The organism is Phreatobacter sp. (assembly GCF_051860605.1).
Classification (GTDB): Bacteria; Pseudomonadota; Alphaproteobacteria; order Rhizobiales; family Phreatobacteraceae; genus Phreatobacter.
In genome coordinates, this window is sequence record NZ_JBHYDR010000008.1 from 87913 (window position 1) to 101754 (window position 13842).

A 13842-nucleotide genomic window follows, 5' to 3' on the forward strand; every position below is an offset into this window, starting at 1 on the left:
GGGCGGAAACGGCATGGCAGGTGACATTCTGGTTGTGGATGACGAGGCGGACATCCGGGAGATCGTTGCGGGTATCCTCGACGACGAGGGTTATCGCACGCGCACAGCCAAGAACGCCGACGAGGCGCTGGAGGCGATCGAGGCGCGCCGGCCGCATCTCGTCTTCCTCGACATCTGGATGCAGGGCAGCCGGCTCGACGGACTGCAGCTTCTCGACGTGGTCAAGGAGCGCCATCCCGATGTGCCGGTGGTGATGATTTCCGGCCACGGCAACATCGAGACGGCGGTCTCCGCGATCAAGCGCGGGGCCTACGACTATATCGAGAAGCCGTTCAAGGCGGACCGGCTTGTGCTGGTGGCCGAGCGCGCCATCGAGACGTCGCGGCTGAAGCGGCAAGTGCGCGAGTTGACCCAGATGTCCGGTGACACGGGCCATCTGATCGGGCGCTCCTCGGTGATGAACCAGCTGCGCCAGACGATCGAGCGGGTGGCACCCACCAACAGCCGGATCATGATCTTCGGCGCGCCGGGCACCGGCAAGGAACTGACGGCGCGGACGATCCACACGGCCTCGCAGCGCACCAAGGCGCCCTTCGTCATCGTGAATGCCGCGGCCATGACCCCGGAACGGGTCGAGATCGAGCTGTTCGGCACCGAGTCCAACGGCGGCCAGCCGCGCAAGGTCGGCGCGCTGGAAGAGGCCCACGGCGGCACTCTGTTCCTGGAGGAGGTTGCGGAGATGCCCCGGGAGACGCAGAACCGCATCCTGCGTGTTCTCGTCGACCAGAGCTTCCAGCGCCTCGGCGGCACCGCCAGGGTGCAGGTCGACGTGCGGATCATCGCGTCCACCGCCCGCGACATGCAGCGGGACATTGCCGAGGGGCGTTTCCGCGAGGACCTTTATCACCGGCTCGCCGTGGTGCCCGTCCGGGTGCCGGCACTGGCTGAGCGCCGGGAGGACATTCCCGATCTCGTGCAGCATTTCCTTGAACAGCTTTCCACCGTTGCGGGTCTGCCGCGACGCCGGATCGGCGACGACGCCATGGCGGTCCTGCAGTCCCATGACTGGCCCGGCAATGTCCGCCAGCTGCGCAACAATATCGAGCGCGTCCTGATCCTCGCCGGGGGCGATCCCGACGCTGTCGTCGATGTCTCCATGCTGCCGCCGGATGTCGGTTCGGCGGCGCCGACCATGCCGACGGGGCAGGGCGGCGAGCACCTGATGGGACTGCCGCTGCGGGAGGCGCGCGAGGCCTTCGAGCGCGAATATCTCGCCGCGCAGATCAGCCGCTTCGGCGGCAACATCTCGCGCACCGCGGAGTTCATCGGCATGGAGCGTTCGGCGCTCCACCGCAAGCTGAAGGCCCTCGGCGTGGAGTGATCCGCCATTTCGGCAGGGCCGCCTTGCAGGACCAGATCGCATCCAAGGTTCGCGGGCAGGGGCGAACCGTGGCAGATTGTACCGCAGCGCGGCAGGATCGCGCCCGGTACGCCCTCCGGCGTGCCAGCAATGACGGGAGCCTTGGGGAATGTCGCGTGTCGCCTACGTCAATGGCAGCTATGTGCCCCATGGGGAGGCCGCCGTTCACATCGAGGACCGTGGCTACCAGTTCGCGGACGGCGTCTATGAGGTCTGCGAGGTGCGCGGCAGCCGGCTTGTCGACGAAACCCGCCATGTCGACCGGCTGGAACGCTCGCTGAAGGAATTGCGGATCGCTATGCCCATGGGGCGCGGGCCGCTCGGCGTGGTGCTGCGGGAAACCGTGCGCCGCAACCGCGTGCGCAATGGTCTGGTCTATCTCCAGGTCACGCGCGGCGTGGCGCGGCGCGACCATGCCTTCCCCAAGCCCGGCACGCCTCCGGCGCTGGTGGTTACCGCCAAGTCGATCGACTTCGCCAAGAACGACGCGACCGCCGCGAAGGGCGTGAAGGTCATCTCGCTTCCCGACAACCGGTGGGAGCGGGTGGACATCAAATCGGTCGGCCTTCTGCCCAACTGCCTTGCCAAGCAGGCCGCCCGCGAGGCCGGTGCCTATGAGGCCTGGCTGGTGGATGACGAAGGCAATGTCACCGAGGGCTCGTCGACCAATGCCTGGATCATCACCAAGGACGGCGTGCTGGTCACCCGCTTCGCCGACAACGGCATCCTGAAGGGGATCACCCGCACGACCCTGTTCGACCTGTGCAAGCGCGAAAACATCCGCATCGAGGAGCGCCCCTTCACCATTGCCGAGGCGCAGAACGCCAAGGAGGCCTTCCTGTCTTCGGCGACGACGATCGTCATGCCAATCGTCGAGATCGACGGTCGGCCTGTGGGAAACGGCATGCCGGGGCAGATCGCGACAGAACTGCGGTCAAAATTCCACGAGGTGGCCGAAATCAAGTAGCAGGGCCGATACACGGGCCTGTGACGCCTTGCCCCTTGTGCAGTGCGGCATCATGGGCATTTAATGTGGCAAATCCCCAGAACGGCTTCGGCCGGTCCATAAACCTTCGCAGCGTGTGTGTGGCTGCGGCAACAAAAGGATAACGACAATGGCGGAACGGGCGCAAAACCTTCAGGACACCTTCCTCAACCACGTCCGCAAGAACAAGGTCCCGCTCACGATCTTCCTGGTCAACGGCGTCAAGCTGCAGGGCGTCGTCACCTGGTTCGACAACTTCTGTGTGCTCCTTCGTCGCGACGGGCACTCGCAATTGGTCTACAAGCACGCCATATCCACGGTGATGCCCGGCGCGCCGATCCAGCTCTTCGAGCCCCAGGACGGAGACGGCGACAGGGCCTGACACCCGAAGAGGCCCTGTTGGAGATCAGACGACCCGACATTCTGGACACGGCGCCCTCGGGCACCGATACCCCGCGCGGCGAGCCGACGCGGGTGGTCGTCGTTGTGCCGATCATGGGCGGGCGCAGCGCGCAGGCCGGCTCGCTGCGCGCGCCTGCGGCGCGCCGCGACGAGGCGGTGGGCCTTGCGGCCGCAATCGACCTCCACGTGGCATCCTCGATGGTCGTGACCGTCAACACGCCGCGGCCGGCAACGCTGATTGGCAAGGGCAAGGTCGACGAGGTGGCGGGGCTGGTGCTGGCGGAGAAGGCCGGCCTGGTGTTCGTCGATGCGGCGCTGTCGCCCGTCCAGCAGCGCAATCTCGAAAAGGCCTGGAACGCCAAGGTTGTCGACCGCACAGGCCTGATCCTCGAAATCTTCGGCCGGCGCGCCCGGACCAAGGAGGGCGCCCTCCAGGTGGAACTGGCCCATCTGAGTTATCAGAAAAGCCGGCTCGTCCGTTCCTGGACCCACCTCGAGCGCCAGCGCGGCGGCTTCGGCTTCCTCGGTGGCCCCGGCGAGACGCAGATCGAGGCCGACCGGCGCATGATCCAGGAACGGATCACGCGCATCGAGCGCGAACTCGACCAGGTCATCCGCACGCGGCGGCTGCACCGGGCAGGGCGCCGGCGCGTGCCCTATCCCGTGGTGGCGCTGGTCGGGTACACCAATGCGGGCAAGTCGACGCTGTTCAACGCGCTGACCACGGGCGGCGTGCTGGCGCAGGACATGCTGTTCGCCACGCTGGATCCGACGCTTCGCCAACTCCGCCTGCCGCGCGGCACCAAGGCGATCCTGTCCGATACGGTCGGCTTCATCTCCGACCTGCCGACCATGCTGGTCGCCGCCTTCCGGGCGACGCTCGAGGAGGTCATCGAGGCGGACGTCATCCTTCACGTGCGTGACGTCAGCCATGGCGACACCGAGGCCCAGGCGGCGGATGTTGCGGCGATCCTCGCCGACCTTGGCATCGATCCCGACAGCGACCGGATCATCGAGGTCTGGAACAAGGTCGATCTGCTCAACGCGCCGGCGCGCGAGGAGGCCCGCAACCGCGCGGCCCGCGGCGAGACCGAGCGCCAGCTCCACTTCGTCTCGGCGACCACCGGGGAGGGGCTCGACAGCCTGCGCGTCATGATCGAGGCGGTGCTCGGCGCCGGCAACGAACGCATGGTCGTGACGGTCCCGGCCCGCGACGGCGAGACGTTGAGCTGGATTCACGAGAATGCCGCCGTGGAGCAGCGCCGCCCGCTTGCCGATGGCGACACCGAGGTGACCTTGCGGATCGCGCCGGCCAAGCGCGCGCAACTTGAAGAGCGCCTCGCGACCGGTTGACGATTAGGTGCCGGGGCGCTTCTCCGCCGCCTTGGCCGCGTTCCACAGCGCATCCATCTCGTCGAGGCTCGATCCGGCCGGCGTTTGCCCGCGCGCGGCCAGCGCGGCCTCGATCGAGGCAAACCGCCGCTCGAACTTGGCGTTGGTGCCCCGAAGGGCACTTTCCGGATCGACGCCGAGATGCCGGGCAAGGTTCACGGCTGCGAACAGCAGATCTCCGACCTCTCCGGCCACCACATCATCGCTCGCACCCGCCCGGCGGGCCTCGGCGATCTCGCTGGCCTCCTCGGCGATCTTGGCAATGACCGCACCAACATCGTTCCAGTCGAAGCCGACCCGGCCGGCCTTCTGCTGCAGCTTGAGTGCGCGGGTGAGGGCGGGCAAGGCGGCGGGCACGCCTGCAAGGGCACCTGCGTCGGATGGCGCCGGAAGTCCGCGCAAAGCCCGTTCCTCGGCCTTCGCGCGCCGCTCGTCGGCCTTGATCCGATCCCACAGGTCCTTGACCTGCGCCGGAGTCAGGTTGGGGGTCTGACCGAAGACATGGGGGTGACGGCGGATCAGCTTTTCCGTGATGGCGCGCACCACGTCGCCGAAGGCAAAGGCGTTCCGCTCCTCGGCCATACGGGCATGGAAAACGACCTGCAGCAGCAGATCGCCCAGTTCGTCACGCAGGTCCGACAGGTCACCGCGCGCGATCGCGTCCGCCACCTCATACGCTTCCTCGATCGTGTAGGGCGCGATGGACGCGAAGTCCTGCTCGATATCCCACGGACAGCCTTCACCGGGCGTCCGCAGCTTCGCCATGATGGCCAGCAGGGCGGCGATATCGTCGGAAGGCGCGAGAACGGTCATGGCTCCATAGGGGTGTCTGTGCCGTTGAGGGGCAAGGGGCGCGATCAGCCATCCACAGGCAGGCTGCCTCGAATGCAATTCGCATAAGACATATTATGGAATATATCGGTGTCACCAAAGCGACGGTTTCCGGGCTCTGCGCCAGCTGGCGCTGCAGGATCAAGGCGCCAGAACCATCCCGTCATAGGCTGGCGTGACGCCCTCAGGCAGTCGGCTGGCCAGTTCACGGTAGTCCAGGTCGCAGTGCAGATTGGTCAGCACCGTTCTGTTGGGTTTGAACCGGGCAACGACCGCGAGCGCCTCATCCACATTGAAGTGCGTCGGATGCCGTGTATAGCGCAGCGCATCCAGCACGAGCAGTCTGCAGTTCCGGAGATAGCTTTCGGACTCAGGCAAAAGCACATTGATGTCAGGGCAATAGACGACGTCGTTGAACATCAATCCGAGCGCGCGATACGGCGCGCCATGCATCACTGGAAACGGCACGGCCTCGATGGGGCCGCCGGGACCGGCAATGCTGACAGGCTGGTGCGCCTCCATCGGCTTCAGCGTGATGATCGGCGGATAGTCGCTGCCCGGCGGCGACACGAAGCAGTAGCCGAAGCGCTGCATGAGCGTCTGGGTGGTTGCCGCGTCGGCATAGGCATCGATCCGCCGGCGCATGGTGATGGCGAGCGGCCGCAGGTCGTCGATGCCATGGGTGTGGTCGGCGTGGTCATGGGTATAGAGCACGCCGTCGAGCCGCGTCACGCCGGCGTCCAGGAGTTGTTCGCGCAGGTCCGGCCCGGTATCGACGAGCACGGTGGTGGTGCCCCCGGGACCCGAGCGTTCCACCAGCAGCGCGCAGCGACGCCGCCGGTTGCGCGGGTCATTCGGGTCGCAGGCGCCCCAGCCCTGGCCGACCCGGGGAACGCCCCCCGAGGACCCACAGCCGAGAATGGTGAACCGGAGCGTCATGGGCGGCCCGGCTAGGCGGTCAGCCGCTGGCGGGGATCGGCCTTGGCAAACAGCCGATGGAAATTCTCCGTGCTCTGCCGGGCCATGACCTCGGGAGCGACACCGCGCGCCTCGGCCACCATCTTGCCGGTCTCGACGACGAAGGACGGCTCGTTGGTCTTGCCGCGGAATTTGCCCGGCGCGAGATAGGGAGCGTCGGTCTCCACCAGAATGCGGTCGGCCGGCAGCACCGCTGCGATGTCGCGCAGGTTCTGGGCGCTGCGATAGGTCACGATGCCGGAGAACGAGACATAGAGCCCGAGTTCGACACCGCGCAGGGCAAGCGCCTGCGAACCCGTGAAACAGTGGAGGACAGCCTTGAACGCCCCCTTCCCCATTTCCTCGGTCAGGATCGCGGCCACCCGCTCATCGGCCTCGCGGGCATGGATGACGAGCGGCAGGCCACTCTGGCGCGCCGCTGCGATATGGGTGCGAAAGCCCTGCTCCTGCGCCTCGCGCGGCGACTTGTCATAGTGGTAGTCGAGACCGGCCTCGCCGATGGCAATCACCTTGGGATGGGCCGCAAGCGCCACCAGCGTGTCGGCCGTCACGTCCAGTTCCTCGTGGGCATTGTGCGGATGGGTGCCAACCGAGCACCAGATGCCGTCATGCGCCTCGGCAATCGCCTTGATCTGATCGAACCGGCGCACCCGCGTCGCGATCGTGACCATGGCCTGCAGCCCGGCACCGACCGCCCGGGCGATGAGCCCGCTGCGGTCGGCCTCCAACTCGGGAAAGTCGAGGTGGCAGTGGCTGTCGACCCACATCAGGCCGCTGCCTCCGGTTCGACATAGCGCGGAAACACGCCGACAGGCGCCGGCAATGCGGAGCCAGGCCGAAGTCGGGTCGCAAGCGCGGCAAAATCCCGCTCCTCCGCCGGCACCGCCAGCAGATCGAGCAGTTTCGGCGCACCGATCGGCAGGGCCGGCTCGGCCATGATCGCCGCCTGTCGGATCACCTCGGCGGTGACGTAAAGCACCGTGCCCATCCGCGCGGGATCGGTCTTGCGCAGCACCCAGGGCGCCTGCGCCGCGAAATAGCGGTTGGCCTCGCCGACCACAGCCCAGACGGTCTCGAGCCAGCGGTGGATCTGCTGCGTGGCCATGGCCTCGCGCGAGGCGGCCAGCATGCCGTCGGCGGCTGCGAGCATGGCCTCGTCCTCGCCGGTGAAGGCACCAGGAGTTGGCAGCACGCCGTCGCAGTTCTTGGCGATCATCGACAGGGATCGCTGGGCGAGATTGCCGAGATCGTTGGCAAGGTCGGCATTGGTCCGCGCCACGATGGCCTCGTGCGAATAGGAGCCGTCATTGCCGAAGGCGACCTCGCGCAACAGGAAATAGCGCATGGCATCGACGCCATAGGCGTCGGCCATGGCGAAGGGGTCGACCACGTTGCCGAGCGACTTCGACATCTTCTCGCCCCTGTTGAACAGGAAGCCGTGGCCATAGACGCGTTTCGGCAGGTCAATGCCGGCCGACATCAGGAAAGCCGGCCAGTAGACGGCATGGAACCGCACGATGTCCTTGCCGATGACGTGCAGGTCGGCCGGCCAGAAGGTCCACCTCGGATCGGTCTCGTCCGGGAAGCCGGCAGCGGTGATGTAGTTGGTCAGCGCATCGACCCAGACATACATGACATGGCCGTCGGACCCCGGCACCGGGACGCCCCAGTCGAAGGTGGTGCGCGACACGGACAGATCGGACAGCCCGCCCTTTACGAAGCTGATCACCTCGTTGAACCGGGTATCGGGCCCCACAAAGGCGGGATGGGCCTGATAATGGGCAAGCAGCCTGTCCTGGTACCTGGACAGGCGGAAGAAGTAGGTCTCCTCCTTAGTCCACTCCACAGGTGTCCCCTGCCCGCCGAGCCGGACGCCGTCCGGTCCGATCGAGGTCTCGTCCTCGTTGTAGAAGGCCTCGTCGCGCACCGAATACCAGCCCTCATAGCCGCCGAGATAGATGTCGCCGGACGCGACCATGCGGTCCCAGATGGCCTGACTCGCCCTGTAGTGGCGTGGCTCGGTCGTGCGGATGAAGTCGTCGTTGGAGATGGCGAGCGCCGCCGCCATGGCGCGGAAGCGCTCGGCATTGCGGTCGGCAAGTTCGCGAACGGGCAATGCCTCGCGCTCGGCCGTCTGGACCATCTTCAAGCCGTGCTCGTCCGTGCCGGTCAGGAAGAAGACCTCATGGCCATCCTTGCGCATGAACCGGGCGATGGCATCGGTCGCGATCACCTCATAGGCGTGCCCGATATGAGGCACGCCGTTGGGGTAGGAAATGGCGGTCGTGACGTAGAAGCGGGGCTTCGCCATGGCGCAGGTTCGGTGGATGTCGGGTCTGAAATCAGGGCCGCTGCCGGCCGGCTTCGGCAAGCCAGCCGAAAACCTGGAAAGCGAAGGGCTTGCGCTCAAGATTGAACGTCCGCACTTCGGCCGCGGCAGTTTCGACCTTCTCCCATACCTCGGCATGGGGTGCAAGGAGCCGGCCGCCGGCCGCGGCTTGCCCCCTGACCGCGGCACTCAGATGGTCGAAGACGAGGCGCAGGAACAGGTCGAAGGCTTCGTCATTGCGCTTGGCCAGCCGGTCGCCGATGGCATGGGTGGTGCGTCCGTTCACCTGCGGCAGGGCCGCGAGCGCCGTCTCGATCTCGGCCGCGAAGGCCGATTGCCCGCCCTCGACCAGTTGCAGGGCTCGCCGCAGGCTGCCATCGGCGAGCCGCGCGATGGCCTTCGCTTCGTCCGCGGGGATCTTGACCTCATCGAAGCTCGCCAGCCCCTGGACGATCTCCTCTGCGGAAAGCGGGGCAAGCGACAGCAAGCGGCAGCGCGAGCGGATGGTCGGCAGGAGGGCTCCCGGCACATGCGCTACGATGAGGAACAGCGACCGCGGCGGCGGCTCCTCCAGCAGCTTCAGCAGGGCGTTCGCGCCATGCCGGTTCAACTCGTCGGCGCTGTCGACGATGCAGATGCGCCATCCCCCCTCACCGGCCGTCGAGCCGAAGAAGCGGACGATCTCGCGCACCGCCGCGACCGCGATGTCCTGCGGGATCTTGTCCTTGCCGCCCTCGGCGATCCGCCGCAGAGCGAGGAGGTCGGGATGGGCCCCGGAGACGATCCGGCGCGCCACCGGATGGTCGGCTGTAACCGAAAGGTCGGCCGTGTCGTGCCGGAGCCTGCCCGGATCGGGATTTGCCAGCACGAAGCGGGCAAAGCGGTAGGCAAGCGTCGCCTTGCCGATGCCCTCAGGGCCGCCGATCAGCCAGGCGTGGTGCATCCGCGGCCCGCGATAGGCATCGAGCAAGGTCCGCTCGGCGTCGCGGTGGCCAATCAGCACCTGGCGTTCCCGCGGATGCGGCGCACTCTCCAGCCGGTCCGCCGCCGGTTCCTCGATCACGATGCCACCAGCCGGGCACCAAGGCCGAAATGCGTGTCGACCGTGTCGCGGATCGCGGTTGCCACAGCCTCCTCGTCGACGGCAGCGTCGATCAGCCGGCACCGTTCCGGTTCGGACTTGGCGAGCGCCTTGAAGCCCTGGCGCAGCTTGTTGTGATAGGCGAGCGCCTCCTTCTCGAAGCGGTCGGCGCCCTCCCCGCGGCCGGCGGCCCGCGCAAGGCCCACCTTGGCCGGCAGGTCGAGGATCAGGGTGAGATCGGGTCGGTCCTCGCCCACCGTGATCCGTTCCAGCGCCAGGATGAACGCCTGATCGACCTTGCCGGCGACGCCCTGATAGACGCGGGTGGAATCGGCGAAACGGTCGCAGATCACCCAGTCGCCGCGGGAAAGGGCCGGCAGGATGGTGGTGCGCAGATGGTCGCGCCGGGCGGCCGCGAACAGCATCGCTTCCGCATCCGGACCGAAGGGCTCGGCGGCGCCCGACAGGATGACATGGCGGATGATCTCGGCGCCGGGCGAGCCGCCGGGCTCGCGGGTGACGACCACCGACAGGCCCCGGCTTTCCAGATGGCGCGCAAGGCGCTTCGCCTGCGTCGATTTCCCGGCTCCCTCTCCGCCCTCCAGCGTGATGAACCGGCCGCGCCCTGCCGCCTCGTTCACGGCCGCGCGATCCCGGAGCGGACCCAGCCGGCAACCAGTTCCCAGGCGCCCTGCAGCGCGCGCTGGGTGAGCGTGCCGGTTCCGACATCGGTCGAGGCATAGACGGGCACTTCAAGCGCGAGCTGGCTTCCGCGCAGAACCCGCAGGCGGCCGACCTCCGTGCCGGCAGCCACGGGCGCGCGTAGCGGCCCGCGATAGACGATCTGGGCCGTCACCCGATCTGACTGCCCCCGTGGGACCAGGAGGCGAACCAGGCGACGCGCGGTGACCGGAACGGACCCCTGCGACCCGCCATGGACCTGCACCTCGCCGAGGACCTCGTCCTCGCGGAACAGATCGCGCAGCTCGAAGGAACGGAACCCCCAGTCGAGCAGCTTGCGCGCCTCATTGGAGCGTTCCTGCAGGGACCTTGCGCCCATCACCACGACGATCAGCCGCTGGCCGTTCTGCACGGCGGAGCCGGCAAGATTGAACCCCGCCTCCTCGATATAGCCGGTCTTCAACCCATCGGCGCCGGGATAGGTCCCGAGCAGCGGGTTACGGTTCTGCTGGCGAATGCCGCCCCAGGTGAACTCGCGTTCCGCGTAGATCGGATAATGTTCCGGATAGCTGCGGATGATGTGGTCGGCCAGTCTTGCCACCTCGCGCGCCGTCATCCGCTGTTCGGGGTCCGGAAGGCCCGTGGCGTTGCGAAAAACCGACTGCCTGAGGCCGAGCGCCTGCGCGCGCCGGTTCATGACGTCGATGAAATTCGCCTCGGTGCCCGAGACCGCCTCGGCCAGCGCGATGGCCGCATCGTTGCCGGACTGGACGATGGCGCCCCGCAGCAGGTCCTGCAGCTTCACCCTCGAATTCACGGCCGCATACATCGACGAGGTGCGCGAGGGCGCGCCGCCGCGGCGCCATGCATCCCGGCTGATGACGATGTCCTGGTCGGCCTGCAGCCGGCCCTGCCGCATCTCCTCGAAGATCACGGCCAGCGTCATGAGCTTGGCAAGGCTCGCCGGAGCCTGCAATTCGTCCGCAGCCTTCTCGAACAAGACTGATTCGGTGCCGACGTCGAGGAGGATGGCGTTGCGGACGGTGGTCTGGAAGGCATCCTGCGCCAGGGCGGGTGCGCCGGGCAGCAGCAACAAGCCGCAAAGGCCAGCCCGAACGGCCGGCTTGCGCCAGAAAGCCAAGCGATCGAAGAGCCGTCCCAACCCGCGCGCCATGCGGTCATGGATGGGCCGGCGGAAGCGCAAAATCAAGGGCGGCAAAGGGTCCCGCCGCCTGCCCTGCCCGCGCGCAGGCCGGCGTGTCAGTAGAGGCCGCCCATGCCGAATGCCACGCGGCTCGACGGTGCCGGCATGGCCGACAGGGCCGGAGCGGACTGGTTGCCGCCCTGCCGCTGACCAGAGAAGGCCGAGGCGGTCGACAGGCTTGCCCGCTGCGCGCGATCAGGAGCGGCCGAAGCGGCCGCCGGCGCGGCGACCACGGTGGTCGTCGTCGTGCCCGAGCGCATGGCGGGGGCCTGATAGACCTGCGGCGGCTGGTTGACCCGCGCGATCGTCGTGGTCGCCGTCATGCCCGCCGAGGAGGGCCGCGCGGCCGGCAACGGCGCGCCTGCCATGGTCGCTGACGGCGTTGCTGCAGCAACCTGCACCACCGGCGCGGGCACCGGCCGGGATCCGGTCGAGGCAAGGTGGAAGCCCGACTGCCTTGCCGCCGGAGCCTGTGTCACCGGAGCCTGGGCCACCTGGACCGCAGGCTGGACGCGCGCAGGCTCGGCGGGGCCCGGCGCGGCCGCCAGCATGGTCGGCGTCACGGCGCCGGGCGTCGGCGCCGGCGAGCCGTCGGTCCTGAGCGTTGCGAGCAGGCGGCGGTCATCGCTGCCATCGACACTGGCCCGGCCGAGATACTCGACCCGCACACGGGCGACCCCGTGACCGCGGAAGGCGAGCAGGTTGGCGGTGCGATGGGAGAGATCGATCACCCGGTTGCCGTGGAACGGGCCGCGGTCATTGACGCGCACGACCACCGAATGGCCGTTTCGCAGGTTGGTGACGCGCGCATAGCTCGGCATGGGCATGGTGCGATGCGCCGCCGACAGCGCGTTCATGTCGTAGACTTCGCCATTCGCGGTCAGGCGGCCGTGGAACTGGCGCCCATACCAGGAGGCGATGCCGGCCTCCGTGTGGCCGACGCGCTTCTCGTAGGGCACGTAGCGCCGCCCGGCGATCGTATAGGGGCGGCCGACGCGATAGACCCCGCCGCCGCGCGGAACCGGACGGTTGCCCTCAAGCACGCGCGGAGATGAGGAGACCCCGTAGCGGGCATTGAACCGGTCGACGGAGGGTGCGCCTTCGGCGACGCGGTCCTGATGGGCGCAGCCGCCAAGCGCAAGCCCGATGGCGCACAGGCTGATGAGCCCGAGCCGGGACGCCGGAATGCCGACGAACCCCGCATGGGGGCGCGATCCGCCGTTCGTTGCCGAAAAAGCCAAGCCGATCGCTCCGTGCCCGCTGTGACCTGCGGGCCTCTTGCGGGCCCGCTTCACGCCGGTTCTTTTAGCCGACGTTCATGAACGAATCCATCCTCCGGGCAATCGGGGCCGAAACGTGGCGGTTGGCCGGGCAAGGCGGCGGATGGTTGACCAATTGCGACGGCCCCACCGCCGCGCCCCGCAGCTTCTCCCGGCATCGCGACGACGCGTTGACGCCCGCCCTGCGCTGGGCCTAGACAGGCCCACCCGGATGCCGGGCCGGGAGAGGTGGCCGAGTGGTTTAAGGCAGCGGTCTTGAAAACCGCCGTGGGTTCACGCCCACCGTGAGTTCGAATCTCACCCTCTCCGCCAAATACCCTTATAAGCCATTGATTTTGCTATATCTTATTTCCGCGGAATTTTTCTGCCGACAGACTTGCCCACACATGAAATCATGATCGTGCGAGCCGGGAAGGCTGTGCCCCTTCCCGGCCCTGACCACCACCGTCGTTAGGAGACGATCATGGCTACCTCATCGCATACCCCATCACGTCGCGCCGCGCTCGTCGGCATCGCCGCATCAGCGCTGGCGCCCGTGGCTGCCGTTGCCGAAGTTCCGGACGGTGACATGGCTGGCCTCGAAGCCTGCATCGCCCGCCAGATGGAAGCGCATGCTGCCCTCGAAGCCGTTCTCGAAGCCAAGGCTCGGCTCGAACGCCCCGTTGAGCATATGGGCGGCGATGCGCTGCAACAGGTCTGGGGGTCTGACGCCTTCAAGGCATTGGACGAGGCCGAGGGCGTTCGGTGCCGACATCTCGTGGACATGGAAGACGAACTCATCGCATTCCCGTGCCGCACTGCGGAGATGGTCCGCCGCAAGATCCAATACATTTCTGGCTGCCGCACGCTCATGGAGTGCGCGGGCGAGGAGCAGTTCGATCTGCTGGTCGGATCGCTCACCAACTTGCAAGCTTGATCCGTCGCTGTCGAAAGAATGAGAGAGGGGGCCGCGAGGCCCCCTTTTTCATTTCTTCCGCAACTCTGTCAGGATCGCGGCGATCCCGATGATCCCGAACCCTCCGCACCAAAGGATGGCCGCCGTTGCTTCATGAATGCCGCCCCTTGCGACCATCATGAAGGCGATGCCGGCAAGCACGCTGAAAATTCCAACGATGTAGAGCAAGTAGGGCATATGTAGACCCTATCGCTGGTTGCGCGCACCGTCCAGTGCTCGCCGTCGGTTACGGCAGCGGCCGGGCGTCAGGCCGATGAAGGAACGGAGATATGAGCGCGGTGCCATCGCGCTCGAAATCTCGCGG

At 67.4% G+C, this 13842-nt stretch carries 14 protein-coding genes and 1 tRNA gene; 6 read left to right on the top strand and 9 right to left on the bottom strand.

The genetic code is table 11. The features are described 5' to 3' along the window. Window positions 1–13 precede the first annotated feature (13 nt). The 4 genes from ntrX to hflX all read left to right on the top strand — a co-directional run bounded on the left by ntrX (window position 14) and on the right by hflX (window position 4160). Entirely contained in the window at window positions 14–1381 is a 1368-nt protein-coding gene (gene ntrX / locus ACTIFS_RS14890) for a nitrogen assimilation response regulator NtrX (RefSeq protein ID WP_439574903.1), read from the top strand. A 148-nt stretch (window positions 1382–1529) separates the two neighbouring features. Then, a complete protein-coding gene (locus tag ACTIFS_RS14895; protein WP_439574904.1) occupies window positions 1530–2387 on the top strand; it encodes a D-amino-acid transaminase in 858 nt (285 codons plus the stop codon). Between the two features lie 148 nt (window positions 2388–2535). Beyond that, complete coding sequence (gene hfq / locus ACTIFS_RS14900; protein ID WP_439574905.1) at window positions 2536–2787, top strand: RNA chaperone Hfq; 252 nt, start codon at window positions 2536–2538, stop codon at window positions 2785–2787. 17 nt (window positions 2788–2804) lie between these two features. Then, window positions 2805–4160, top strand: a complete 1356-nt coding sequence (gene hflX, locus ACTIFS_RS14905) for a GTPase HflX (RefSeq protein ID WP_439574906.1) — start codon at window positions 2805–2807, stop codon at window positions 4158–4160. Between the two features lie 3 nt (window positions 4161–4163). Here the strand turns inward: hflX and mazG are convergent, their stop codons facing one another. From mazG to ACTIFS_RS14945, 8 genes are all read right to left on the bottom strand, one after another. Further along, the gene (mazG, locus tag ACTIFS_RS14910) at window positions 4164–5012 is read right to left on the bottom strand and encodes a nucleoside triphosphate pyrophosphohydrolase (RefSeq protein WP_439574907.1); all 849 of its coding nucleotides are present in this window, start codon (window positions 5010–5012) and stop codon (window positions 4164–4166) included. A gap of 159 nt (window positions 5013–5171) precedes the next feature. Beyond that, a complete protein-coding gene (locus ACTIFS_RS14915) occupies window positions 5172–5969 on the bottom strand; it encodes an MBL fold metallo-hydrolase (RefSeq protein ID WP_439574908.1) in 798 nt (265 codons plus the stop codon). An 11-nt stretch (window positions 5970–5980) separates the two neighbouring features. Next, window positions 5981–6775 carry a TatD family hydrolase gene (locus ACTIFS_RS14920; protein WP_439574909.1) on the bottom strand — a complete coding sequence of 265 codons (795 nt, stop codon included), beginning with the start codon at window positions 6773–6775 and terminating at the stop codon, window positions 5981–5983. Further along, entirely contained in the window at window positions 6775–8319 is a 1545-nt protein-coding gene (metG, locus tag ACTIFS_RS14925) for a methionine--tRNA ligase (RefSeq protein ID WP_439574910.1), read from the bottom strand. The genes ACTIFS_RS14920 and metG overlap by 1 nt, the downstream gene beginning before the upstream one ends. A 31-nt stretch (window positions 8320–8350) precedes the next feature. After that, a complete protein-coding gene (locus ACTIFS_RS14930; RefSeq protein ID WP_439574911.1) occupies window positions 8351–9400 on the bottom strand; it encodes a DNA polymerase III subunit delta' in 1050 nt (349 codons plus the stop codon). After that, complete coding sequence (tmk, locus tag ACTIFS_RS14935) at window positions 9397–10086, bottom strand: dTMP kinase (protein WP_439575035.1); 690 nt, start codon at window positions 10084–10086, stop codon at window positions 9397–9399. The genes ACTIFS_RS14930 and tmk overlap by 4 nt, the downstream gene beginning before the upstream one ends. Next, window positions 10056–11195, bottom strand: a complete 1140-nt coding sequence (locus ACTIFS_RS14940) for a D-alanyl-D-alanine carboxypeptidase family protein (protein ID WP_439574912.1) — start codon at window positions 11193–11195, stop codon at window positions 10056–10058. Before ACTIFS_RS14940 ends, tmk begins: the two co-directional genes overlap by 31 nt. Window positions 11196–11359: 164 nt before the next feature. Beyond that, complete coding sequence (locus ACTIFS_RS14945; protein WP_439574913.1) at window positions 11360–12544, bottom strand: septal ring lytic transglycosylase RlpA family protein; 1185 nt, start codon at window positions 12542–12544, stop codon at window positions 11360–11362. Between the two features lie 261 nt (window positions 12545–12805). On the opposite strand from ACTIFS_RS14945, the gene ACTIFS_RS14950 reads away from it, so the two are divergent. Together ACTIFS_RS14950 and ACTIFS_RS14955 are read left to right on the top strand one after the other, a co-directional pair. Further along, a tRNA-Ser gene (locus ACTIFS_RS14950) sits at window positions 12806–12895 on the top strand. Window positions 12896–13046: 151 nt separating this feature from the next. Next, window positions 13047–13499 carry a hypothetical protein gene (locus ACTIFS_RS14955; RefSeq protein ID WP_439574914.1) on the top strand — a complete coding sequence of 151 codons (453 nt, stop codon included), beginning with the start codon at window positions 13047–13049 and terminating at the stop codon, window positions 13497–13499. A 48-nt stretch (window positions 13500–13547) separates the two neighbouring features. Here ACTIFS_RS14955 and ACTIFS_RS14960 read toward each other — a convergent pair whose 3' ends face one another. After that, a complete protein-coding gene (locus ACTIFS_RS14960) occupies window positions 13548–13715 on the bottom strand; it encodes a hypothetical protein (protein ID WP_439574915.1) in 168 nt (55 codons plus the stop codon). Window positions 13716–13842 lie beyond the last annotated feature (127 nt).